General features: G+C 31.4%; 32 protein-coding genes and 1 riboswitch. Of the genes, 5 read left to right on the forward strand and 27 right to left on the reverse strand.

The features are described from left to right. Positions 1 to 14 precede the first annotated feature (14 nt). The 10 genes from dxs to ACJTHF_RS03265 form a co-directional block, all read right to left on the reverse strand. Positions 15 to 1,883: a 1-deoxy-D-xylulose-5-phosphate synthase gene (gene dxs / locus ACJTHF_RS03220; protein ID WP_078355827.1), complete on the reverse strand. Its 1,869-nt coding sequence runs from the start codon at positions 1,881 to 1,883 to the stop codon at positions 15 to 17. Positions 1,884 to 1,940: 57 nt separating this feature from the next. Further along, positions 1,941 to 2,819, reverse strand: coding sequence for a polyprenyl synthetase family protein (locus tag ACJTHF_RS03225; RefSeq protein WP_232157134.1), 879 nt, complete (start codon positions 2,817 to 2,819; stop codon positions 1,941 to 1,943). Continuing rightward, complete coding sequence (gene xseB / locus ACJTHF_RS03230; RefSeq protein ID WP_153653573.1) at positions 2,800 to 2,991, reverse strand: exodeoxyribonuclease VII small subunit; 192 nt, start codon at positions 2,989 to 2,991, stop codon at positions 2,800 to 2,802. Before xseB ends, ACJTHF_RS03225 begins: the two co-directional genes overlap by 20 nt. A 32-nt stretch (positions 2,992 to 3,023) precedes the next feature. After that, positions 3,024 to 4,349: an exodeoxyribonuclease VII large subunit gene (xseA, locus tag ACJTHF_RS03235; protein ID WP_078355828.1), complete on the reverse strand. Its 1,326-nt coding sequence runs from the start codon at positions 4,347 to 4,349 to the stop codon at positions 3,024 to 3,026. 12 nt (positions 4,350 to 4,361) lie between these two features. Continuing rightward, positions 4,362 to 4,754, reverse strand: a complete 393-nt coding sequence (nusB, locus tag ACJTHF_RS03240) for a transcription antitermination factor NusB (protein WP_078355829.1) — start codon at positions 4,752 to 4,754, stop codon at positions 4,362 to 4,364. Between the two features lie 56 nt (positions 4,755 to 4,810). Further along, positions 4,811 to 5,170 carry an Asp23/Gls24 family envelope stress response protein gene (locus ACJTHF_RS03245; protein WP_025904942.1) on the reverse strand — a complete coding sequence of 120 codons (360 nt, stop codon included), beginning with the start codon at positions 5,168 to 5,170 and terminating at the stop codon, positions 4,811 to 4,813. Between the two features lie 12 nt (positions 5,171 to 5,182). Next, positions 5,183 to 6,541 carry an acetyl-CoA carboxylase biotin carboxylase subunit gene (gene accC, locus ACJTHF_RS03250; RefSeq protein ID WP_048539733.1) on the reverse strand — a complete coding sequence of 453 codons (1,359 nt, stop codon included), beginning with the start codon at positions 6,539 to 6,541 and terminating at the stop codon, positions 5,183 to 5,185. Position 6,542: 1 nt separating this feature from the next. Continuing rightward, entirely contained in the window at positions 6,543 to 6,992 is a 450-nt protein-coding gene (gene accB / locus ACJTHF_RS03255) for an acetyl-CoA carboxylase biotin carboxyl carrier protein (RefSeq protein WP_058592312.1), read from the reverse strand. A gap of 181 nt (positions 6,993 to 7,173) precedes the next feature. Then, positions 7,174 to 7,731: an elongation factor P gene (gene efp, locus ACJTHF_RS03260; protein ID WP_025904945.1), complete on the reverse strand. Its 558-nt coding sequence runs from the start codon at positions 7,729 to 7,731 to the stop codon at positions 7,174 to 7,176. Between the two features lie 25 nt (positions 7,732 to 7,756). Continuing rightward, on the reverse strand, positions 7,757 to 8,812 hold the full coding sequence (locus ACJTHF_RS03265; RefSeq protein ID WP_058592311.1) for a M24 family metallopeptidase: 1,056 nt from the start codon (positions 8,810 to 8,812) through the stop codon (positions 7,757 to 7,759). A gap of 99 nt (positions 8,813 to 8,911) precedes the next feature. On the opposite strand from ACJTHF_RS03265, the gene ACJTHF_RS03270 reads away from it, so the two are divergent. Both ACJTHF_RS03270 and ACJTHF_RS03275 read left to right on the forward strand, forming a co-directional pair. Further along, positions 8,912 to 9,502 carry a hypothetical protein gene (locus tag ACJTHF_RS03270; protein WP_048539731.1) on the forward strand — a complete coding sequence of 197 codons (591 nt, stop codon included), beginning with the start codon at positions 8,912 to 8,914 and terminating at the stop codon, positions 9,500 to 9,502. A 55-nt stretch (positions 9,503 to 9,557) separates the two neighbouring features. After that, the gene (locus ACJTHF_RS03275; RefSeq protein ID WP_048539730.1) at positions 9,558 to 9,770 is read left to right on the forward strand and encodes an SA1362 family protein; all 213 of its coding nucleotides are present in this window, start codon (positions 9,558 to 9,560) and stop codon (positions 9,768 to 9,770) included. A 28-nt stretch (positions 9,771 to 9,798) separates the two neighbouring features. On the opposite strand, the gene ACJTHF_RS03280 is transcribed toward ACJTHF_RS03275, so the two are convergent. After that, on the reverse strand, positions 9,799 to 10,629 hold the full coding sequence (locus ACJTHF_RS03280; RefSeq protein WP_107617327.1) for a biotin/lipoate A/B protein ligase family protein: 831 nt from the start codon (positions 10,627 to 10,629) through the stop codon (positions 9,799 to 9,801). A gap of 120 nt (positions 10,630 to 10,749) precedes the next feature. Here ACJTHF_RS03280 and ACJTHF_RS03285 point away from each other — a divergent pair, with 120 nt between their 5' ends. After that, entirely contained in the window at positions 10,750 to 11,130 is a 381-nt protein-coding gene (locus tag ACJTHF_RS03285) for a rhodanese-like domain-containing protein (RefSeq protein ID WP_025904950.1), read from the forward strand. A gap of 44 nt (positions 11,131 to 11,174) precedes the next feature. Here ACJTHF_RS03285 and gcvPB read toward each other — a convergent pair whose 3' ends face one another. From gcvPB to comGA, 10 genes are all read right to left on the reverse strand, one after another. Next, entirely contained in the window at positions 11,175 to 12,650 is a 1,476-nt protein-coding gene (gene gcvPB, locus ACJTHF_RS03290) for an aminomethyl-transferring glycine dehydrogenase subunit GcvPB (protein ID WP_119469767.1), read from the reverse strand. Then, the gene (gene gcvPA / locus ACJTHF_RS03295) at positions 12,643 to 13,986 is read right to left on the reverse strand and encodes an aminomethyl-transferring glycine dehydrogenase subunit GcvPA (protein WP_048539727.1); all 1,344 of its coding nucleotides are present in this window, start codon (positions 13,984 to 13,986) and stop codon (positions 12,643 to 12,645) included. The genes gcvPB and gcvPA overlap by 8 nt, the downstream gene beginning before the upstream one ends. 11 nt (positions 13,987 to 13,997) lie before the next feature. After that, entirely contained in the window at positions 13,998 to 15,086 is a 1,089-nt protein-coding gene (gene gcvT, locus ACJTHF_RS03300; protein WP_119469769.1) for a glycine cleavage system aminomethyltransferase GcvT, read from the reverse strand. Between the two features lie 80 nt (positions 15,087 to 15,166). Beyond that, a riboswitch (glycine riboswitch) is annotated at positions 15,167 to 15,262 on the reverse strand. A 16-nt stretch (positions 15,263 to 15,278) separates the two neighbouring features. Next, a complete protein-coding gene (locus ACJTHF_RS03305) occupies positions 15,279 to 15,767 on the reverse strand; it encodes a shikimate kinase (protein WP_119469770.1) in 489 nt (162 codons plus the stop codon). Positions 15,768 to 16,001: 234 nt separating this feature from the next. Then, the gene (locus tag ACJTHF_RS03310; protein ID WP_048539724.1) at positions 16,002 to 16,436 is read right to left on the reverse strand and encodes a competence type IV pilus minor pilin ComGF; all 435 of its coding nucleotides are present in this window, start codon (positions 16,434 to 16,436) and stop codon (positions 16,002 to 16,004) included. Then, entirely contained in the window at positions 16,411 to 16,692 is a 282-nt protein-coding gene (gene comGE, locus ACJTHF_RS03315; protein ID WP_048539723.1) for a competence type IV pilus minor pilin ComGE, read from the reverse strand. Before comGE ends, ACJTHF_RS03310 begins: the two co-directional genes overlap by 26 nt. Continuing rightward, positions 16,676 to 17,125, reverse strand: coding sequence for a competence type IV pilus minor pilin ComGD (gene comGD / locus ACJTHF_RS03320; protein ID WP_119469461.1), 450 nt, complete (start codon positions 17,123 to 17,125; stop codon positions 16,676 to 16,678). The genes comGE and comGD overlap by 17 nt, the downstream gene beginning before the upstream one ends. Continuing rightward, on the reverse strand, positions 17,103 to 17,420 hold the full coding sequence (comGC, locus tag ACJTHF_RS03325; protein WP_037588275.1) for a competence type IV pilus major pilin ComGC: 318 nt from the start codon (positions 17,418 to 17,420) through the stop codon (positions 17,103 to 17,105). The genes comGD and comGC overlap by 23 nt, the downstream gene beginning before the upstream one ends. Before the next feature lie 14 nt (positions 17,421 to 17,434). Continuing rightward, positions 17,435 to 18,475 carry a competence type IV pilus assembly protein ComGB gene (comGB, locus tag ACJTHF_RS03330; RefSeq protein ID WP_088592324.1) on the reverse strand — a complete coding sequence of 347 codons (1,041 nt, stop codon included), beginning with the start codon at positions 18,473 to 18,475 and terminating at the stop codon, positions 17,435 to 17,437. Next, a complete protein-coding gene (gene comGA, locus ACJTHF_RS03335; RefSeq protein WP_119469453.1) occupies positions 18,465 to 19,367 on the reverse strand; it encodes a competence type IV pilus ATPase ComGA in 903 nt (300 codons plus the stop codon). Before comGA ends, comGB begins: the two co-directional genes overlap by 11 nt. A gap of 153 nt (positions 19,368 to 19,520) precedes the next feature. Here comGA and ACJTHF_RS03340 point away from each other — a divergent pair, with 153 nt between their 5' ends. Then, entirely contained in the window at positions 19,521 to 19,769 is a 249-nt protein-coding gene (locus ACJTHF_RS03340) for a DUF2626 family protein (RefSeq protein ID WP_025904960.1), read from the forward strand. A 34-nt stretch (positions 19,770 to 19,803) separates the two neighbouring features. Here the strand turns inward: ACJTHF_RS03340 and ACJTHF_RS03345 are convergent, their stop codons facing one another. Next, on the reverse strand, positions 19,804 to 20,436 hold the full coding sequence (locus tag ACJTHF_RS03345) for an MBL fold metallo-hydrolase (protein WP_119469454.1): 633 nt from the start codon (positions 20,434 to 20,436) through the stop codon (positions 19,804 to 19,806). 97 nt (positions 20,437 to 20,533) lie between these two features. Here ACJTHF_RS03345 and ACJTHF_RS03350 point away from each other — a divergent pair, with 97 nt between their 5' ends. Further along, positions 20,534 to 20,773, forward strand: a complete 240-nt coding sequence (locus tag ACJTHF_RS03350) for a DUF2759 domain-containing protein (protein WP_016911885.1) — start codon at positions 20,534 to 20,536, stop codon at positions 20,771 to 20,773. 29 nt (positions 20,774 to 20,802) lie between these two features. Here the strand turns inward: ACJTHF_RS03350 and ACJTHF_RS03355 are convergent, their stop codons facing one another. Genes ACJTHF_RS03355 through ACJTHF_RS03375 form a run of 5 tightly spaced genes read right to left on the reverse strand, consistent with a single transcriptional unit; the run spans position 20,803 to position 24,282 of the window. Further along, positions 20,803 to 21,117, reverse strand: a complete 315-nt coding sequence (locus ACJTHF_RS03355) for an MTH1187 family thiamine-binding protein (protein WP_058592304.1) — start codon at positions 21,115 to 21,117, stop codon at positions 20,803 to 20,805. Continuing rightward, on the reverse strand, positions 21,117 to 22,088 hold the full coding sequence (locus tag ACJTHF_RS03360) for an ROK family glucokinase (RefSeq protein ID WP_048539719.1): 972 nt from the start codon (positions 22,086 to 22,088) through the stop codon (positions 21,117 to 21,119). Before ACJTHF_RS03360 ends, ACJTHF_RS03355 begins: the two co-directional genes overlap by 1 nt. Further along, positions 22,085 to 22,276 (reverse strand): YqgQ family protein, encoded by a 192-nt coding sequence (locus tag ACJTHF_RS03365; protein WP_078099923.1) that lies wholly within the window; start codon positions 22,274 to 22,276, stop codon positions 22,085 to 22,087. The genes ACJTHF_RS03360 and ACJTHF_RS03365 overlap by 4 nt, the downstream gene beginning before the upstream one ends. Before the next feature lie 4 nt (positions 22,277 to 22,280). Next, a complete protein-coding gene (locus tag ACJTHF_RS03370; protein ID WP_107617222.1) occupies positions 22,281 to 23,729 on the reverse strand; it encodes a rhomboid family protein in 1,449 nt (482 codons plus the stop codon). Further along, positions 23,722 to 24,282 carry a 5-formyltetrahydrofolate cyclo-ligase gene (locus tag ACJTHF_RS03375; RefSeq protein WP_078355842.1) on the reverse strand — a complete coding sequence of 187 codons (561 nt, stop codon included), beginning with the start codon at positions 24,280 to 24,282 and terminating at the stop codon, positions 23,722 to 23,724. The genes ACJTHF_RS03370 and ACJTHF_RS03375 overlap by 8 nt, the downstream gene beginning before the upstream one ends. Between the last annotated feature and the right edge of the window lie 64 nt (positions 24,283 to 24,346).

Here is a 24,346-nt window from a genome sequence, read left to right on the forward strand (position 1 = left end):
CATATATTTATCAATTACTTAATTAACGATTTGACAGTAGACATGATATTTGATTTAGAGATACCTATATCTTCTAATAATAAACCTACTTCACCATGCTCAATGTATGTGTCATTTATGCCTATTCTTCTTACATTATTATGATAATCATTGTCTTTCATAAAAGTAGCTATTTGACTTCCTAAACCACCAGTCAACATGGCTTCTTCAACTGTAATAATCGGTTTCGACGCTTTACCGAGGTTATGCAGCATTTCATAATCCATAGGTTTTATAAACCGAGCATTAACAATATTGATATGGATGTCTTCTTTTAATAATTCGTCTGCTACATCTGTTACAAGTGAGACTGTTGGTCCATAACTAATAATTGTTAAATCATCACCGCTTCTTTCAACATTCCAAGATCCTAATTTTATTAATTCACTATCTTTAGTATCATCCAGTAACGGAGCATTACCTCTCGGATACCTGATTGCCATTGGACCATGTTTAGTTTCAAAAGCAGTTTTGATCATATTTTTCGCTTCATTACCATCTTTAGGCATCATGATTGTAAAGTTAGGAAATTGACTTAAAAAGCCAACATCAAATACACCTTGATGAGTTTCTCCATCTGCCCCAACAAGTCCTGCTCGATCAACACCAAACAATACGTTTAAGTTTTGACGGTCTACATCGTGTAACAATTGATCATATGCACGTTGCATAAATGTTGAATAGATTGCGACATATGGTTTCATGCCTTGTGTTGCAAGTCCTGCTGCCATCGTAACTGCATGCTGTTCAGCAATACCTACATCAAAAAATTGTTCAGGTAACGTTTGTTGAAATTTAGTTAATTTTGATCCAACAGGCATAGCTGGCGTGATTGCAACAATTCGTTTGTCATGTTGCGCATATGCTAATACTTCATCACTCATTAATGCACTCCATGCCGGCCCTTCAGCACTTCCTTTTATCACTTCACCAGTCTCAAGCTTATATGGTCCTAAACCATGCCAAGTCCCAATTATATCTTTCTCAGCAGGTTTATAACCTTTACCTTTTTTAGTCACAACGTGTATGAGAACAGGTTTGTCCATTTGTTTTGAAACTGTTATAGCTTCATCTAATGCTTTAAAATTATGGCCATCTACAGGTCCAATATATTTAATGCCAAGTTCTTCAAAGAAGATGCCATCTACGACTAAATATTTTAAACTGTCTTTAATTTTATCAGCAGAGTCTTTTAACAAATCTCTACCAGGTAATCTATTAATTAAAGTTTCAGCATCAAATTTAAAGCGATTATAATTTTGGTTAGATCGAATTCTCGCAAACATATTATGCATTGCACCAACATTTGGTGCGATACTCATTTCGTTATCGTTTAAAATAATCGTTAAATTCGTTTTGTCATGTCCTATGTGGTTTAATGCTTCTAGTGCCATACCACCTGTTAAAGCGCCATCACCAATTACAGGTACAACATGATGATCTTTTCCTAATATATCTCTTGCTTTTGCCATCCCCACAGCAGCAGATAAAGAAGTTGAACTATGTCCAGCTTCCCATACATCATGTTCTGATTCTTTCATTTTAGGAAAACCACATAATCCTTTATATTGTCGTAAAGAACTAAATTCATGGCCTCTACCGGTTAATATTTTATGAATGTATGTTTGATGTCCAACATCCCATAATATCTTATCTACAGGGCTATTAAAATGTTTATGTAGGCTCAATGTTAATTCAACGACACCTAAATTTGCCCCTATATGTCCGCCAGTTACCGAACAAGTTTCAATTAAAAATTTTCTAATGTCACTACTCAGTTGTTCAAGTTCTTGATGAGATAAATTTTTGAGGAAGGATGGGTTTTTTATTTTTGAAACATCCATTTTTTAACCACCTTTAGCCCGATTCTTGTGACCAGTCATCTACATTATAAAAATAGATTAACTTTCTCTATTTGCAAATAATTTTGTGAGAGACTTAAGTTCTTCAGTGTTATATTGATTTTCTAATTGTTCAAGTAAATATAACGCTTGATTCACATGTTGTTCTAAAGCAACCTTAGTATTGGTCTTACCTAATAGAGACACATAAGTGCTCTTCTGATTCGCGACATCACTGCCAACTGACTTACCTATTTTATCGAAATCCCCTTCAATATCTAGCAAATCATCTTTGATTTGGAATATTAATCCTAATTCTTGGCTAAATGAATCTAGTAGTAAAAATGTCTTACTATTAACTTTAGCGATTGTACAAGCTGCAACGACAGAAAAACGTATCAGTGCTCCAGTTTTGTATCTATGGATTTTACGTAGTGTATCAAGTGAAATTTCTTTATTTTCACTTTCCATATCTAATACTTGTCCACCTACCATACCTTGATGACCGGCTGACTCAGAAAGCAATCTAATCAATTTGACTTTTTCGTCAGCTTCTATATATGTATCTTTAGTAATCAGTTCAAAAGCCTTTGTTAATAATGCATCACCAGCTAAGATTGCAGTCGCATCACCATAGATTTTATGATTCGTTTTCATCCCGCGTCTATAATCATCGTTATCCATAGCTGGTAAATCATCATGTATAAGGGAATATGTATGTATCATTTCAAGTGCTTTTGCAGTTTCCATTCCTTTATTAATATCAGTCTTTAACATCGATAACGTCATTAATAATAGTACAGGACGAATACGCTTTCCACCTGCTAATAAAGAATATCGCATACTTTCTTCTAATTGTGTATTTACAACTGAATCTAGTTTCGTTTGTTTAAGTGATTCAGTGAACTTGTCTACATAACTATTCATGATTTGACTCATCTGAATCACCTTCCTTTTGAACAAGTTTGTTTACTTTATCTTCAGCTGCTTTGAGTTTCGTTTCACATTTACTACTTAATTCAATGCCTCTTTGATAAAGTTCAATTGATTCCTCAAGAGAAATATTTTCTTCGTCTAATTTACCGACGACTTTTTCTAATTCTTCCATCATTTCTTCAAAAGTTTGTTCTTTAGCCACATTTGTCACCTAATTTCCTTAACATTAGCATTTATTTTACCATCTTTTAAATTGATTGTAATATCATCGTCAATTTTTAAATCATTTTTGCTTGTAATGATTTTATCATCTTTTTCGATGATTGAATAACCTCTTAACATAATTTGAGTTGGACTTAACGCATCTAGTTGCGCTAACTTGTTTGTCAGCACTTGTTTTTTTTGACTTATAATACGATTAACGAGCTGTGTTTGAAGCATGTTTAAACGATTAAAGTCTTGTCTAAATTGAAAAGTCTTATTATAAATTGGTGTGATTCGCAATTTATTCTGTAAGATATCTAGCTTATGATTATTACGCGTAACAGTTTGTTCTAAATTTCTAGATAATTGTTTTTGTAATTCATCTAACTTCTGAGTTTCTTGATCATATAGCAACGAAGGCGTCTTCAATTTATAATATGATGAAAGTTGTTTTAATTTATGTTTATCTTGTTGAATAGTTTGTGTGATATGTTTTGTTAAATACTGTCTAGCATTTGAAATAAGTTGATACAGCGCATTAATATCTGGTGTCGCAATGACTGCGGCTTGAGTCGGTGTTGCAGCTCTTACATCACTAACAAAATCACTTAATGTCGTATCTGTTTCATGACCAACTGCTGAAATAACAGGCGTCTTACAATGATAAATGGCTTCTACAACTTCTCTTTCATTGAAGCTCCATAAATCTTCAATAGATCCACCACCACGACCAACGATAATAACATCAACGCCCATGGAATCAGCTTCTTTAATATTGTTAATGATATTATCCTTAGCTCCTTTACCTTGAACTAAAGTGCTCATTAACACTTGTTCTGCAAGTGGATAACGCTTATCTAAAGTAGAACATATATCTCTTATCGCAGCGCCAGTCGATGCTGTCAACACAGCAATTTTCTTAGGATATTTAGGTATGCTTAATTTATGCTCTTGGTCAAAGTAACCTTTTTCTGCTAATTCTTTTTTCAGTGCCTCAAATTTTTCAAATAGAAGCCCCACACCATCTAATTGCATAGATTGAACATAAATTTGGTAAGCACCTCTTGATTCATAAACCCCTATTCTACCTTCAACAAGTACTTGATCACCTTCTTTAGGATTAAACGACAATTGATTTGCGCTCGATTTAAACATCATAGCACTGAGCACACCTTTATCGTCTTTTAATGCAAAATAAAGATGACCACTTGAATGTCTTTTAAAGTTTGATATTTCACCTTTAATAAAGACATTAAGTAGATGTGGATCTTGATCAAATTTATATTTGATATATTTAGTTATTGCTGTAACTGATAAATACTTATCCATTTATATCACTCTTTAACTTTTTGATAAACTGCTTAATACACCATTAATAAATTTATAGTGATCATCATCACTGTATACTTTCGCAATTTCTACTGCTTCATTAAATATAACTTTCTCTGGTGTATCTGTATATTTCAATTCATAAGTAGCCATTCTTAAAATAATTCTATCAGTTTTAAGTAAACGGTCTAATGTCCAGTTTTTTAAATGTGGACTTACAATTTCATCTAGTTCGTCTTTTTTCTCTACAACTTCTTTAACAAAGTTTTTGACATATAAATATTGTTCACCTTTAAAGTCTTCTACTAAATATTGAATCGCTTCTTCTGCTGTTAAATCAGTTTTGTTATTTTCTAATTGATATAGTGATTTAAAGACAATCTCTCTTAGTTCTGTTCTTTTCATATTCTTCTCCTTCAAAGAATAAGAGGATGCACGCATCCTCTTAATTAATCATTTTATTATTGGAAATGTATATTAACGATATGTACATTAACTTCTTTTGGTGTTAATGCCGTCATCGTATTTAATGCTTGTTTAATTTCTGATTGAACTTTACGTGCTGTTTCAGAAATTTTTGTACCGTAGTCAAATGTACAGTAGACATTAATGTAGATGCCGTCTTCTTTAATATCGACTTTAATACCTTTACCAAAATTCTTTTTCCCGAATTTTTCTAAGGAATTCTTATTAAAAACGGATTGCATATGAGATACACCTTTAATGTCAGTAGTCGCAATGCTCGCAATGACCTCAATAACTTCTGGCGCAATCTCTATTTTACCTAAAGAAGGCTTTTTATTTTCAATTGTTTTAGCCATTTGAATCCCTCCCTATTTGTCTTCATTATTTATAATATCATGAATCTCTAGGAAATTGGTATTAAAATCACCTGATTCAAATACATCATTTTCTAACAATCTTAAATGGAATGGGATCGTTGTATCTATGCCAGCAACTAAAAATTCTGATAAAGCTCTTTTACCGATTTGAATTGCATCTGTTCTATCTTTACCATGAACAATAAGCTTCGCAACCATTGAATCATAATAAGGCGGAATCGTATATCCTGTATAACATGCTGAATCAATACGCACGCCAAATCCACCTGGTGTTAAATATTGATTAATTTTCCCTGGTGATGGCATGAAATTCTTAAATGGACTTTCTGCGTTGATTCTAAATTCAATCGCATGTCCACTCAAGTCAACTTCTTCTTGTGTAACTGGTAATGATTCACCACTTGCCACTTTAAGTTGAAGTTTAACTAAATCCATTCCAGTAACCATCTCAGTAACAGGATGTTCTACTTGAATACGCGTATTCATTTCCATGAAATAGAACGTTTCAGCATCTAAATCATAAATAAATTCAATTGTTCCAGCATTTTCATAATTAACGGCTTTAGCTGCTCTAATAGCCGCTTCACCCATTTCTTTACGCATTTCTTCAGAAAGGACTGGTGAAGGAGATTCTTCTACTAACTTTTGCATACGTCTTTGGATTGTACAATCACGTTCACCAAGATGTATAACATTACCTTCTGAATCACCCATTACTTGAATTTCAATATGTCTAAAGTTTTCGATGAACTTTTCTAAATATAAACCTTTGTTACCAAATGCTGTTTCAGCTTCTTGCTGTGTCATTCTAAATCCTGTTACAAGTTCTTCTTCATTACGTGCAATTCGGATACCTTTACCGCCACCACCGGCAGTAGCTTTAATAATAACAGGATAGCCGATTTTCTTCGCACATTTCTTTGCAATTCTTACTGTATCTACTAAACCATCACTACCAGGAACAACAGGTACGTTAGCTTTGATCATTTCTTCTTTCGCAACGTCTTTAATACCCATCTTCTGGATAGATTGATAACTAGGTCCTATAAATTTAATTTGGCATGCTTCACACATTTCTGCAAAATCACTATTCTCGGCTAAGAAACCATAACCAGGATGGATACCGTCACAACCTGTTGATTTTGCAATTGAAATAATATTAGGAACGTGAAGGTATGAATCTTTAGATTGTGTCGGTCCAACACAATAAGCTTCATCTGCTATTTGAGTATGTAATGCATCTTTATCAGCTTCTGAATAAATTGCGACCGTTTGTATGTCTAACTCTCTACAAGCTCTAATGATTCTTACTGCAATTTCCCCTCTATTTGCAATTAATACTTTTTTCATATTACTTCACCTTGAATAACGGTTGGCCATACTCTACCATTTGTCCGTCTTCAACTAATATTTCAGTAATTTCTCCAGAAACTTCTGCTTGAATTTCATTAAATAGTTTCATTGCTTCTAAAATACATACTGTTGTATCAGCTTCTACATGAGTACCTACTTGAACATATGGACCTTCATCAGGAGATGGTGATTTATAGAATGTACCAACCATTGGTGCATTAATCGTTAAACCACTAGGTGCTTCTTGCTCAACATTTTGTTGTGGTGCTGATTGAGTTGCTTGTTGTGGTTGTTCTGCTACGACATTTGTTGCCCCTTGGCTATAAATGATTTCTTGTTTAATATCTTTTTTTAAAGTTAGTTTAAAATCTTTATCATTAATATCAATTTCAGTTAAAGAAGAATTATCTAACACATCAACTAGTTCTTTAATTTGTTTTAAGTTCATTTGAAAAACTCCTTTTAAATTCTAATACGTTACACTTCATACATTTTACTTTAGTGGTCATACCAATTCAAGAGATTTTAATATTTAATTATAAATGTAAATAAGAAACATTCCTAATGTAACTAAAATGATTGAGGCCAGGACACAAGTTACTGTCCCAGCCTCATTTTAATGTTTAATATTAACCTCTTGATACGTAGCTTCCGTCAGTAGTATTAATGACAAGTAAATCACCTTCATTAACAAATAACGGTACGTTTAAACTATAACCTGTTTCAACTGTAGCTTGTTTAGTTGCACCAGTTGCTGTATCACCTTTAATACCAGGTTCAGTTTCTGTTACTTGAAGCGTAACTGTATTTGGTAATTCAATACCAATTGTTTCACCTTCATAAGATTGGATTTGAACTTCCATGTTTTCTTTAATAAATTTAAGTTCATATTCTAGTTTATCACCAGGTAACTCTAGTTGATCGTAAGTTTCGTTATCCATGAACACATGGCTATCACCATTAGCATATAGATATTGCATACGACGATTATCGATTTGAGCTTTTTCAACTTTTTCACCGGCTCTAAAAGTTTTCTCTTGGATTGCACCAGTTCTTAAGTTTCTTAATTTAGAACGAACGAATGCCGCACCTTTACCTGGTTTCACATGTTGGAAGTCCATAACTTTCCAAATGCCATTATCAACTTTAATTGTTAAACCTGTTTTAAAATCATTAACTGAAATCATTCATTTTCCTCCTATTTATACCTTCTTATAAAATAATAAGGTCTTTTGAAGATTTAGTAAAGCGCTGTAAGCCATTTTTTGTAACTAATACGTCATCTTCTATTCTAACGCCACCTAAACCATCTACATATATACCTGGTTCTAAAGTGATACACATATTTTCTTCAAGAACGATATCTGATTTTTGAGATAGTGCTGGGCCTTCGTGTACTTCTAATCCAATGCCATGTCCTAAAGAATGGCCAAATTGTTCACCATAGCCATAACTTTTAATAATATCTCTTGCAATCGTATCTGCTTCTTTACCAGTCATACCTGGTTTAATTTGTTCTAACGCTGTTAATTGTGCCTCTAAAACAATATTATATATTTTCTTCATTTCTTCTTTTGGTTGACCAATTGCAAATGTTCTCGTAACATCACTAACGTATCCTTCATATAATGCACCGAAGTCTAATGTAATCATATCTCCTTCTTCGATAACTTTATTACTTGCTACACCATGAGGTAATGCACCACGGTGCCCTGAAGCAACAATCGTATCGAATGATGAGCATGTTGCACCTTTGCTTCTCATAAACATTTCCATTTCATTGTTCACTTCATTTTCAGTCATGCCTGGTTTAACCCATTTTAAAATGTGTTCATATGTTTCATCTACAATGTCAGCTGCTTTCTGAATTAGTTTAATTTCAAATTCATCTTTAACCATTCTGATTGTTTCGATAACACTTTCAATAGAAGAAAGTTCAACTGCATCTGTATTTAGTGCTTGATATTCATTATAAGTAATTAAATGTGATTCGACGCCAACATTTTTATACTGACCTTCTTTAATCAAGTCATTAATCTTACTTAACATTGGTCCTTCTTGATTAATAACTTCAAAATCTTGAGCTTGATCGTTCGCTTGTTGAATGTATCTAAAGTCTGTAATTAAAAGGGATTTGTCTTGTGTAATTAATAGACTACCACTTGTCCCAGTAAATCCAGAAAGATATCTTCTGTTATACGGTGATAGAATTACAACTGCTTCTAGACCTTTTTCATTCATGACTTCTCTTAATTTATTAATTTTCATATTTATCCCCTTTCTATTTGTACAATAAATCTATATACATTAAAATAATATCATACATATCGAAATTTTTTCACAGTAAAACATTGGGAGTAAATAAACATGAGAAAAACAATTATAACAATCATGGCAAGTACAGTTGTCTTATCTGCGTGTGGAAATGATAAAATTCAACAACTTGAAGAAAAGAAGTCTTCATTAAAAAGTGATAATCGAAAATTAAAAAAAGAAGTATTAGACTTAGAAGATAAAAACAAAACATATAAACAAAAAGAAAATAGTGTCAAAAGCAAAATTAAACAAAATGAAAAAGAATCGTCGAGTCTGTTTACAACTCAATATTTAAAGTCATCTACAAAATTTGTAAATGAAACAAAATCTAACATTACAAGTTATAACAAAATCAAGAAAAATGTAACATCTAAATTCGATGATGAACATACTAAAAATGAATTAGAAAACATTTATCACAATCAAGAAAACATTACAGATAGATATAAAGATGAAATGAAAGGTAAATCTATTCCTAAAGATTATAAAACGCTTCATAAAAGTATGTTAAAACTATCAACAAGTATTGAAAAAGTGTTTAAAGATTTAAATGATGCTTACAATAAGAAGGATAAAAAAGGTATCCAAAAAGCAATTCAAGAGCTTAATGGTTTAGATAAAGAGATAGGTCAAATTGAGTGAGATTATACATAAAATGTGCTATATTAAGTAGACTAATAATTTAAGGTGAGATTTTATGAAAAATGTTTTATTCTATTTAATTATTGCTATAGCAGTTTTTGGATTAATTATGAATCTTGATTTCTTTATTATGGGCTTCATTCGTATGATTGTCTCATTAATCATATTCGGATTAATCATCTATCTAATTTACTATTTCTTCTTTTTAACGCCAGATCAACGTAAATATAAAAAAGCAATGCGCAAACAAAAGCGTAGAAATAGATAAAAAAAGAGACTTCAATAGTCTCTTTTTTTTACTTTCTGTAAGTCCAATCTTCTGATTTATATTTTTCTTCTAATTGTTTAATTTCAGCAATCTGTTCTTCAGTAAATTCAAGTGGTTTATATTCTATATCTAAACCTTTCTTAAATCCTTCATAAAATGCTGTTTCCATTTCTTCTAGAGTGATGAATTTATCTGATAAATCATTTATAGCAACTGCTTTATTTGTAAATGCTGCTTTCATTTTATCTTTTAGTCGATCGTTTCTATATATAAACATATCAAACAATTCATCGACATCTATATCTTGTAAAATTGAGCCATGTTGTAAGATAACGCCTTTTTGACGTGTTTGAGCGCTTCCTGCTATTTTTCTATCTTCTACAACAAGTTCATACCAACTTGGCGCATCAAAACAAACTGAACTACGTGGTGTCTTAAGTTTATCTCTTTCTTCTTTTGTCTTTGGAATTGAAAAGTATGCGTCGAATCCTAATGATTTAAAACCTTCTAACAATCCCTCTGAGATTACTCTATAAGCTTCAGTTACCGTTTTAGGCATATTTGGATACGATTCTGGAACGATGACACTATAAGTTAATTCTTTATCGTGTAAGACACCTCTACCCCCTGTAGCACGTCTTACAAGTCCAAAACCTTTTTCTTTTACTTTTTCAATATCAATTTCTTTAGTTAGTTTTTGAAAATATCCAATTGATAACGTAGCTGGATCCCAAGTGTAAAATCTAATTACAGGATCGATTTCTCCTCTACTCACAAAATTCATAAGCGCTTCATCAACTGCCATATTATAATATGGATTATTCGATTTCGTGTTTAAAAAGTGCCAAGTTTCTTTCACAATTAAAACTCCTATTCAATTAATTCTTATGTACTTTTCTATTTTAGCAAAAATATTTTGATAAATCTCACAAGAAATCTTATAATAAGGGTATCGACTTGAATTGGGAGGAATCAGACCATGAATTATTGGTATATCGCGCTCATAGTCCTAGTCTTGATTATCATTTATATGGCAATTAACTATTCATTAAATAAGCGCGCAGTAAAAGAATTAGATCAAAATGAATTCCATAAGGGATTAAGAAAGGCACAAGTTATAGACTTGCGTGAAAAGGCTGATTTTGACTATGGTCATATTATCGGGGCAAGAAATATACCGATGAGTGTATTTCGTACAAGATATCAAGGTTTACGTAAAGACCAACCTATATATTTTTGCGACGCAAATGGCGTAGCAAGTTATAGAGCTGCTAGAATGATGAAGAAAAAAGGTTACACTGAACTATTCATGCTTAAAGGCGGCTATAAAAAATGGACTGGTAAAGTTAAATCTAAATAATATTAAAGCGTCTTGATCGTTAAATGCGACCAAGACGCTTTTTATTATGCTTTTTCTTCTTTTAGTAATTCAAATTTAAGTACTGGTTTTCTTGCTGCTTGTGTTTCATCTAATCGACCAATGACAGTTGTATGTGGTGCTTCTAATACAACTTCTGGTGATTCTTCTGCCTCTTTAGCAATTTGAATAAGTGTATCACAGAATGCATCTAATGTTTCTTTAGATTCTGTTTCTGTTGGCTCAATCATCATACATTCTTCCACGTTGATTGGGAAGTATATTGTTGGTGGATGGAAGTTGAAGTCTAAGAGACGTTTAGCAATATCTAATGTTCTTACACCAAGTTTTTTCTGTCTTGAACCACTGATTACGAATTCGTGTTTACAGTGTTGTGTATATGGTGTATCAAAATGATCTTGTAATCTTCTCAACATGTAATTAGCATTTAATACAGCTGTTTCTGAAACTGCTTTTAATCCATCTGGACCCATCGTTCTAATATAAGTATAAGCTCTTAAATAGATACCGAAGTTACCGAAGAATGGTTTAACTCTTCCGATAGATTGTGGCATATCATGTTCGAATTTAAATGTATCATTTTCTTTAACTACTGTTGGTTTAGGTAAAAATGGTACTAAATCTGCTTTAACACCTACTGGTCCTGAACCAGGTCCACCGCCTCCATGAGGTCCTGTGAATGTTTTGTGTAAGTTTAAGTGAACAGCGTCAAATCCCATATCACCAGGTCTAACTTTACTCATAATCGCATTTAAGTTAGCACCATCGTAATACAATTTTCCACCTGCTTGATGTACGATTTCTCTAATTTCTAAAATATCTTCTTCGAATAATCCTAATGTGTTAGGGTTTGTTAACATGATAGCAGCTGTGTCGTCCCCAACTACACGTTTTAAGTCTTCGATATCAACTAATCCTTTTTCATTAGATTTTACAGTTACTGTATCGAAACCTGCTACTTTTGCAGAAGCTGGATTTGTACCGTGAGCTGAGTCTGGTACGATAACTTTCGTTCTATTGAAATCGCCATTTGCTTCATGGAAAGCTTTAATCATTAATAAAGCAGTCCATTCACCGTGAGCACCTGCTGCAGGTTGAAGTGTTACTTCATCCATACCTGTAATTTCTTTTAAATGCTCTTGTAAATCATAAATAATTTCGAGTGATCCTTGTACAGTAGAAACATCTTGTAATGGGTGTGCGTTTGCAAAGCCAGACATTCTAGCGACTTTTTCATTAATTTTAGGATTGTATTTCATTGTACATGAACCTAAAGGATAGAATCCTGTATCTACACCATGGTTTTTATTAGATAATTCAGTGTAGTGACGCATTAAATTTAATTCACTAACTTCTGGTAATTCTGCTTTTTGTTTTCTTGTAAATTTATCTCCTAAAAGATCTTGTACATCTTGTGTTTCAACATCTTTTTCAGGTAAAGAATATGCAAATCTATCTTTTCTAGATCTTTCAAATATTAATTCACTTGATGGTTTACGCACTGTATTCACCTACTTTTTTGATAAATGTATCGATTTCTTCTTTTGTTCTTAATTCTGTTACTGCAATTAACATATGATTGTTGAATGCTTCGTCTATGAAACCTAAGTCAAATCCACCAATAATACCTTCTTCAAGTAATTCAGCGTTGATTTCACTTATCGGTTTGTTAAATTTAACAACAAATTCGTTGAATGAAATACCATCTAACACGTCAAATCCAGCTTCTTGCATTTTTTGTTTCATGTAAGTTGTCTTTTCCATGTTAAGTTTAGCCATTTCAAATACACCATTTTTACCTAAAGCACTCATACAAACTGATGCTGCTAATGCATTTAGAGCTTGATTAGAACAAATATTTGATGTCGCTTTATCTCTTCTAATATGTTGTTCACGCGCTTGTAACGTAAGAACAAAGCCTCTATTGCCATCTTCATCTTGTGTTTGACCAACTAAACGTCCTGGTAGTTTTCTCATAAGTTTCTTAGTAGATGCAAAATAACCACAATGAGGTCCACCATATTGTGCTGGAATACCGAATACTTGTGCATCACCAACAACAATATCAGCACCGAATTCTCCAGGAGGTGTAATTAAACCAAGTGATAAAGGATTGCTTGATACGATAAATAAAGCTTTTTTATCTTCAATTAACTGTTTAATTGCCTCTAAGTCTTCTAAAGAACCAAAGAAGTTAGGATATTGAACACATACTGCCGCAGTATCGTCATCGATAACTGCTTTCAACTTTTCTAAGTCCGTAACAGTACCGTCTAAATCGACTTCAACTACCTCTATATCTTGTGCTTTAGTATAAGTTTTAAGTACTTCAATAGATTGATAATGTACAGATTTAGAAACAATTACTTTTGATTTCTTAGTATGACCTGCTGCAAGAACAGCAGCCTCAGCAAAAGCAGTTCCACCATCATACATAGATGAATTGGCTACATCCATACCAGTTAATTCGCAAATTAAAGTTTGAAATTCAAAAATAGCTTGTAATTCACCTTGTGAAATTTCTGGTTGATAAGGTGTATAAGCAGTATAAAATTCTGAACGAGATATAACATGATCTACAACAGTTGGAATATAGTGATCATAAACACCTGCACCTAAAAATGAGGCATGAGTTTCACTTGTTATATTTTTATTCGCAATTTGAGATAGTTCACGTAATAAAGGCGTCTCAGCTTTCTTTTCTTTAATATTTAACGGTTTATTAAACCTTACAGATTCAGGTATATCCGTAAATAATTCGTCTACAGATTGAATACCAATGACGTCTAACATTTCAGATTTATCTTTTTCAGTTAAAGGTATATAGCGGTGACCCATTTTATTCACTCCTATGATTTAAATGATGATTTCTTAACAACTTTAGCTTTTACTTGTCTTTTTCTAACTTGTATTAAAATTTCTTTATCTAATTCAAATGCACTCTTCTCAATTAATCCCATAGCAATAGATTTACCAGTTGACGGAGACTGTGTTCCAGAAGTTACATAACCAATTTCATTGCCTTCAGTATCTAGAATTGCATAATCTGTTCTCGGTATACCTTTATCTATCATTTCTATACCAATTGATTTTCTTGGCGCACCAATTTCTTTTTGTGCTTTCAAAACATTTTTACCGATAAAGTCATCTTCAATTAGTGGTTTAACAGCAAATCCAATGCCAGCTTCATATGGTGTGATTTGCTCAGATAAATCTTGGCCATGTAATGGTAAAGCAGCTTCAAGTCTTAAAGTATCACGTGCGCCAAGACCACATGGAATAACATTTTCGTTTATAAAACCATCCCAAATAGCTTTAGTGTCTGCAGCATCACAATAAAATTCGAATCCATCTTCACCTGTATAACCAGATTGAGATAATATAACTTCTTTCCCGAATAATGTTACATTTTGTTTGAATTCAAACATCTTCATTTCTGATACATCAACACTTACTAATTTTTGAATTAATTCGCGTGCTTCTGGACCTTGTATTGCTAATTGGCCATATTCAGAAGATTTATTTTCAACATTTACATTAAAATTTTTAATTGATTTTAACCATTCGAAATCTTTATCTGTATTACCTGCATTAACAACTAAGAAATAAACTTTGTCGTCTAATTTATAAACAACTAAATCATCAATCACGCCGCCATCATGGTTACATAGCGTTGTATATTGAGCTTTACTATCCGTTAATAATGTTGAATCATTCGTTAAAGTGTATTGAATAAACTGATCCGCTTCTTCACCTGTAACGATAATTTCACCCATGTGACTCACATCAAAAATACCTACATGATTTCTCACTGCATTGTGTTCCTCTTTAATACTTGAAAATTGGACTGGTAAAGCCCATCCAGAAAAATCAATTACTTTCGCACCTTGATCTATATAAGTTTGATACAAAGGTGTTTGTTTTAAATCTGTCGTCATCATAACTCTCCCCTTCTGAATATGTATAATAAAAAAACAGGGTAGCTTTCGCTACCCTGTTGAAGTGCTCTTCAGGAATGCGTCACAAAGTTATCCTTTTGCCTGAGAGATTCACTCAAATCTGGCTTGCTCCTTCGGCGATGAATATATCATTCATTCTCTCTAACTTTGATCATTCGCAATTATTTTAGCTTATAGTGATTCAATAATCTCACTTGCAACTACTTCTCTAGGTCTGTTAGCATCAATGTGCTTGAATGCGATTTCATTATAACTTAATTTTCGTTTTGAATACAAGGCTTTTAATTCATTTAATGACTTTCCATTAGCATTCGGTCTGTTATTATCATGATTAATTCTATTAAATAGAATTTCAACATCACATTTTAACCAAAAAGTATTGTCATTTTGTTTTAATAATTCTTTACTTAGTTCTGATTCTACAATACCGCCACCAGTTGAAATAATCACATCTTGATCAATCCATTTTTTTAAAGCTTCATACTCTAAATCTCTAAAATGTTTTTCACCATATTTTTCAAAAATTTGTGGGATTGGTAATTGAGTTGTTTCAACGATATAAGTATCTATATCTACTAAACTTTTGTCATAATGTTCGCTCAACAAATTTCCGATAGTTGTTTTGCCAACACCCATAAATCCAATTAATACGATTGACATTAAATCTACTCCTCAGTTGTTTCATATCAACTTAAACTTTATTCTATCTCATTTTTCAGAAAATAAAAAGCTTAAAATTATTTATTTATCATTATTTTTATTTCACGTATATAGTATTGTTCTAAATTGTGATAAGTATTAAGCTTAAAGCTATATTGTACTAAGTAAAATGACAAAAAGGAACTATAAATAAATAATATTCCAAGTAATAACGGTAAAATAAAACCAGCATCATTAGATATAAATTTCTTCATGTAATTCTTTATCGCCTTTTCTTATAATAATAAATACTTTAAATGTTTCGTTAGATATCTTATCTACTTGAAAAGCATTCACATTATTAACTAAAGTGATGTTACCGCGACCATTTATACTTTTTATTATTTTTTCATTTAATAATGTGAATTCTGTAGAACGTGTTTCATTTATGAATTTAATCCTGTTATGAACCTTGTCTAATTTTATAGTACTTTCTTTTATTTCATCGGAGAGTTCTTTTCTGAACATCATCAATTCAAAATGCGTATGATCCATTGCATTATCCTTAAACAAATAAAGACTTTTAATGAGCAATGGAATTAAAGCTAATATAATTAATAAAAATGATAATGACAGTAGCATTTCTATCATGGTAAAGCCTTTATTATTTTTCAATACATATTTTTTCATTTTTCAATTCATCTTTCATACAAACTTTTGTATTAAACTTTAAATATTTATATCTCTTTACATCATATTTTGGTTCGATAGATTTTGATTGCACAGTTTGATAGAGCATTTGATAAAGCTTTATTCTATCGTGTTCACGAGAAATATTTTCATTTAATGTAGTAACTAAAGGTAGTAATGTCCCACTCAATAGCATTATGATAAAAATAGACAACATAAAATCTATAAACACATACCCATCATGTCGTTTCAACAATTCTATATCTCCCTTTCTCGATGCGAAAAATAACATGATACTTTCTTTCATTAAATTCCACTTTTAAAGTGCCAAATTGATTAATATTCCCCTCTCCATCAAAAACTAATGTCGTAAACTTATTATTTTTAGAAATACGACCTTTATAGAGTGAGATGGTTTGAATCTGATTCTTCTCAATTTGATAAAATATTTTATCTGAATTGGGTTTAAACCAAACTAATATAGGTTGCTTTTGAGATAGAGATTTCGTTTCTAAAAACTCTAGCTTCGTTTCAAAATCATCTATGCCATTATTTAATCCACTACTTGCCAATGGATTCACAGATAAATACATTGTCACCATAAAAATAATACTGATAATGGATAGCACAATAATCATTTCCACCAATGTAAAACCTTTATTATCTTTAATGTGCAACAACTTCACCATTTTCAAGTGTAATTGTCTCACCTGATTTACATGTCAGTTGCTTTTGATTAATATAACCATCACTTACTAAATCATTTATAGAATTTGGTTTAGCATCGTGCTTCAATGTATAAGCTTCTACTTGACCAGCAACCATTTTCACTTGAGCTTGGCATCCAGTACTTTTTACAGTCTCTGATTGCTTACTTATGTTTGGTATGATGATCACCAATAATATACTTATGATTAAAAGGACAATTAGCATCTCAACCAATGTAAATCCTTCTTTTTTACTTAAAAATTTAAATCTTTTCATTTAATACATTCCTTTCACTTTATTCCTTCTACCATTTGCAGCATCGGTAGAATGATAATTAAATATAGCGTTACGATTAACAAGGCTAGAACACCAAATACTACTGGTTGTATCCATTTGAGATGTTTTAAAAAAGTCTTCTCCAGAGTATCTAGCATAAAAAGACTGTAATAATAAAGTTCTAAATCTAATTTAGATTTATTTTCTCCGTGATTAATATAGTGTATGAAATTAGATTCAAAGCACCCTAACTTTTTAATTGAGTTTGGAAATGTCATACCAGAAACTAATGATTGATTGATGGAATGGCCAATATATTTCAAAAAATCATCTTTAGTTTGCAACATATATATTTCAATTATTTTAGTAAGGGTAATACCATTTTGTATAAAAAAGGAAAAATCTCTAGATATACGATATGAGTTATACATCGTAATGTAACGATTGATGATTGGAATTTTCTTGTATATAGCTATTTTACGAGCCATTTCTTTGTCCATAAAATTCATATAACTGATGAGATAAACGAGGAATAAAATGAGGACTAAAGTAAAAATAGTTGTTGGTAAATATGAAAATATTGTCGTGATAATACGTAACGAAGTGGATATTTCTAAATTCATTGAAGCATAAATTTCTGTGAATTGAGGAATAATGGTTTGATTCACAACAGCAAGTAACATAAAAAAGATGCTGAATAATAAAGCAGGATATTGAATTGTTTTTATAAATCTTTGTTTAACTTGTTCAATCTTTTTTAAATATAGAATAGAGTGTTCTAACGTTTCATTCAAATTACCGTATAGTTCACCAAAGTATATTTGAGTAATAATGACTTGCGGATAATTAAACAGTTTAAGTATTTCATGTAATTGCCCAGTCTCTTTAACAATTTCACAAGCAGTCGTATTTAAATTATGTTTTTTAAGTTGTATGAATTGATCAGACAGCAATTGAATAGCTTCTAGTAAAGTGAAACCTTGTCTTAACATATCTAACAGTCGTGTTAAGTATAATACTTGGTCTTTCTTTAATACATTTTTCTTACGTTTCATAATCATTCTCCATATATTTAATAATGTCATCTTTAAAAATATAAGACATATTTAAAATTCTTGTTTCTTCATTTTTCTTCACAAGACGTTGGTTCGTAATACATGAAATACCTTGTTTAATTTGTTCGACTGTTACACCTAGTTCTATTAGTCGATGGATTGCCCCGATTGTACCACTAGCATGCATAGTTGAAAGCACTAAATGACCACTTAAACTTGCCTGAATAACTTGCTTAGCAGTAACATCATCTCTTATCTCCCCAATCATAATAACGTCAGGATCACATCTTAAAATAGCTTTAAAGGATTGTTGATAAGTTATGTTAGCTTTTTCATTAACTGAAACTTGAACGATACCATTTAATGTTTGTTCTACAGGATCTTCAATCGTAATAATATGTTTATTCTTCTCTCTTTTTAATGCGTACATCAATTCATACATTAGTGTCGTCTTACCTGATCCTGTTGGCCCCGTAAATAGAAATAACCCTTCTGATTGATACATTCTATTTTGTAGAACGTTATATGATTGATGCTCTGATTTCACTTGTGAATGATTAAAACGTTGAGGGGTAATTCTAATGGAACAAGATTCTATTCCTAAACTGATAGGTATCGTAGAAATTCTTAAGTAGTAATGAATGTCATGTTCATATAAATATTGACCGCTTTGTGCTTTATTACGTTCACTTACATCAAGATGAGCGATAAATTTCATATAAATGAGTAGCCTACTATACAATTTAAAGTCTAGATCTAAATCATAAGGTATATTATCGCCATTTATCCTCATTTGAACAAAGACTTTATCATCATTTAAAGGTACAAAGTGAATATCACTCGCATTTGAATTGACAGCATCGTTAATAATTGACTTAAATAATTTCTCCATAATCTCCTCCTAATATATATAAACGCTTCCAATCCCCTAAATTACTTGTTTAATGCTTATGAATTTGCGTTAAAATGCTATTTACTTTTGTATAGAGTAACTTTATAATTAAATATGAATAAGAAAGTAAACACAGAGGGGGTTCTTAAGAAGATGGATAAAGTTTATAAAACTCTAGGCTTCTGGACTGCTATTTTTGCTACGATGTTTTATGTCGGTGGTATGGACATGATGGCATATTTCTTCTTAGCACAAACTGGATTTTTCGTATTGTTGGGATACTTAAAATTAACAGAAAGAATGTATATGTATATATTCGCAATTTATTTAGTATTATGTTTTGTTGGATTTACATATTATTCTACATTCTTATTAGAGCCAAGTTTTGGAGCACATCATTAAAAAAAGCATTACACAAACGTGTAATGCTTCTTTTTTAATTAAATCCATTTAAATACGGATTTGTCATTTCTTCATCTGCTATTGTTGTCTCCGGTCCGTGACCTGGGAAAATAGTTGTATTTGAATCTAGTTCTAACAACTTATCTTCTATTGAATTCAATAATGTTTTTGTATCACCTTTATATAAATCCGTTCTGCCAATTCCACCTTTAAATAAAGTATCACCTACTATTGCAAAGTCGCCAAATACAAATGATAAACTACCAGGTGAATGACCAGGCGTATGGATCGCTTCAAATTTAAATTCTCCAATCTCATATTCCCCAGGTTCCATTATTTGTGGAACAGTATGTTGAACCACTTGTGGTAATTGATACATTGCAAATTTTTTAGAACCATTTTTCTCTGTATCCGTTAACCATGATTTTTCTTCAGGATGCACATATACTTTCACATCAAATTCATTTACGACATCATCTACAGCACCTATATGATCAAAATGAGCGTGCGTTAATAATACAGCAGTCACCTTTTTATGATATTGTTTAATTTGTTTATTTAAAAACTCGCCATTATCTCCTGGATCTATAACGAGTAATTCGTTTTCACCTTCGAGAATATAACAATTCGTTTCTACAATTCCTAATGAAAAACTATGTACTTGCATTTTATTTCCTCCTCTTTTAAAAAGTATCTCGACAAAACCACATATTAATTATACAATTAATATGATAATAAAAGAAATTTGTATTGGGGGTATTGGAATGCCATTTATCGACACAGGGGAACTATTTGAGTTATTTGGAGTAAAAATCCATATCGGTGTTAATATTTTCTCATTATTAATGCTAGCTGTTTTTATTCTAGCTATATTTGGTTTAATTTCAGCATTCAAAAACAAAAATATTTTGGGCATTCTTTTTGGTGCAATAACTGTAGTATCTTTTGGGTTCTTCTCATTAGCTACAATCTTTACATACGGTTATCCAATTTTACATCATTAAAGAAAAGACGAGTTTACACTCGTCTTTTTTTATTTGTTCAAATGTTTATTAACAGAATCTAATTTATCGTTCATTTTTCTAGACTTATCTCTTCTATCATCAATTCGAATATTTGTACAAACTCTGTCTAATCCTTTATTGAATGGACTTTCATGAATTTCTTGTATAATTTCAAGTAAATCTTTTAGATCACCTTCAATAAGTGTATTCATTGGTGTTAATTGATAATCAATTGTACCTACCTCTTTATGTTTTTCTAAAATTAATTGAATATCTGCAATATATTCACTCACACTAGGTCCTTCTGTTCCTACTGGTATTACGACTACGTCAACTATTGCCATTATTCATTCTCCTTTTCTATTACATATGTCTTAATTAGACCAGCTGCACCGATGATACCTGCGTCGTTTCCTAATTGTGCAACTACGATGTTTGTACCATCTTGTGCAGGTTTAAATGTCATTTTTTCATAATGCTTTTTAATAAATTGGATGAGAATATCGCCGGCTTTACTAACGCCACCACCAATTATAATATATTTAGGATTTGTCATGACGCTAACAACACTTGCAGCATAAGCAATGTAACCTGCTACTTTATCAATGATAAACAAACTGAATTCATCTCCTGATTTTGCAGCATCAAATACGTCTTTAGCTGTTACATTTTTACCTGTAATTAAGTCATGAATACTTGATTTCATATTGATATTTGGATAATAATGATGTACTAAATTAATGACACCTGTAGCTGAAGCAACCGTTTCGAGACAACCCTTCATACCACAGTTACATTGAAATCTTTTCTTTTGATCCACTAAGAAATGACCTATTTCAGCACCTGAACCATTATGACCATGAATTAATTCACCGTTTGAAACAATGCCACCACCTACACCTGTTCCTAGCGTCATACAAACAACATCACTTTCATTTTGACCAGCACCTTTAAATTTTTCACCTAAAGTTGCGACATTCGCATCATTATCTACGTAAATTGGTCCATCAAAATATTGTTGCATATGTTTTCTAACTTCAATGTTACCAGTCCAATTTAAATTCACAGCACCATTGACAATACCATTTTCAAAATCAATTGGTCCAGGTACACCGATTCCCATACCGATAATGTTTTTAATGTCGATATCTTTTCTATTCAGATGTACAACGAATGAATCATATATATTCTCTAATATGCCTTCACCCGTTTTGTTCGTTGAAATTTCCCATTTTTCTTCGATATTTAGTGAACGGTCAAAAATACCTAATTTACATGTCGTACCACCAATATCAGCTGATAAAATATGTGTCATTTTTTCTCAATCCTTCTCTGATTTATAATAAGCCGTGCTTGTAAAAATGTTTCTTTATCAATAAGCATAGATTGATACATAGCTTTTATTTCTTGTTCCATCATTTCTAGTTGATCTTCTTCATCTTTAAAATAAATGATATAACCAAACTTTTTAAGTAATTGTTGTACGTCATATAAATTATTCATAAAATTAACTCCTAAACGCATCAATTTCATCTTTTAATGCTGCATAATGTTTATTCTTTTTATCAAGCTTTATTGCCTTATTAATAAACTTATTCGCTTTATCATAGTCATCTTTTGCTCTATAACCTAAAGCTAATTGGTAATTTAATTTAGCTGAATTAGGAAAAACTTTTAAGCCTCTTTCCCATTCTAGTATCGCTTCATTCAAAGATGTATTATTCGCCACGATTAAGCCACTTAAAATATATGTCTCATCCGACTCGAAGTTCTTCTCTTTAATTTGCTTTACCATTGTTTCTGCTCTATCAAAATCACCGTTATTCATAGCATCTTTCGTTAATTCATCATATATATAATGTTGTTGTCTGTTAAATATGATAACAATCAAAGTGATGATGATGACTATAAAGGCAGCAATATAATAAAGTTTGAATTTATCATGTTCCATCCATTTATACATGATAAACATTAAGATTGCCCCACCAACGAATCCACCTAAATGAGCGAAGTGGTTTACATTATTAATAAACAAAGCTAATAACGAAATAATCACAATACCGATAAATGTTTGTAATACAAATTGTTTATTAATATTTTTACGTGTAAATAAATACACAATAAAAGCACCAATTAATCCGAAAATGGCACCACTTGCACCAATTGAAATGGATTGTGTGTCAATACTAAGCGACACAATACCTGCAAATAAACCTGATATGAAATAAATGGTGAACATTTTAATGGATCCTAATGCACCTTCAATAAGTTTACCGAATATAATAAGTGAAAATACATTCATCATTAAGTGTGTAAAATTCGCGTGTATAAACATGGACGTTAATAAACGGTACCACTCACCGTGTACTATATTGAAATGAACAAGCCCACCGTAATCGACTAAATTAATTTGGCCAAAATGATTAAAAATTAAAATTAAAGACAGCCATACAATTACATTAGCAGCTACTAAAAAGTATGTTACCGGTGAAAACTTAAGCATAAAGCTATCAATAAAGCTCGCATTCAATAATTTATTTTTATATGTCGTAACAGGATTTGTTCTATTACGTTTAATTTGATGCTTCGTTACGAAGTGATGAGATACTTTCTCGAAATCATCAAGCTCATATAAAGCATGATACCTAATTTTAGGGCGTTTAGTATGATTAAATTCAGCGAAATCCATCTCTTTTTCGGTAATATAAAAAATATCTAATTGTTCAAAGCTAAACCCTATACTATCAATTAAGTCACCTAAATGGTCAGTAATTTTTTCTAAGTCAAAATCAACTTCTTGATGTGTAGGCGTCTTATGTATAAACCTTTTGACAATTTTTTTAGATTCATGTGTCAACCATATTTCTGCTTCTTCTTCATCAATCGATATTATTTTATAGCCTTCTGTATAAACTAAATAATATATCGACTTCCACATTTGTTTTGTTTTATCCATTTACTCTTCTCCATATATCATTTGGTGTCAACATCTCATCAACTGGTATATCATGTGATTCAGCATCAAAGTTTCTTATCTGAAAAGGATATAACAAACTTATTGTATGTCCATTATAATGAGATAAATATTTATCATAATACCCTCCACCATAGCCTATACGATAACCAGCTTGATTAAATACAACACCAGGTACAATAATTAAATCAATATCATCACTAATTTCAGTTTCTTCATCAACATATTTAATTCCTTTTTGATCAATTGCAATAGAATTCAAATCATGTAGTCGCTGAAATTCCATTTGTTTCGTTTCGTAATTCGTTTTCGGTACGAACACTTTCTTACCTATATTCAATAGATGTTCAATAATAGGTATCGTATTGACTTCATGGTCCATACTCATAACGATAGCAATTGAATTGGCTTGCTTAAAATTATTATGTTCAAATAATTGTTCCTTTAAATTTAAATCATATTGTTCTTTTTGAGAAATATCTTGATTTCTCATTAAATTCAATATTTCTTTTCTTAAAATTTTCTTGTTTGACATGAATTTAACACTTCCAAATATTGATTAAATTTTTATCAGTTACACATAATATGATAACACAAGA

The organism is Mammaliicoccus sp. RAM2, from assembly GCF_045897195.1.
GTDB lineage: Bacteria > Bacillota > Bacilli > Staphylococcales > Staphylococcaceae > Mammaliicoccus > Mammaliicoccus sciuri.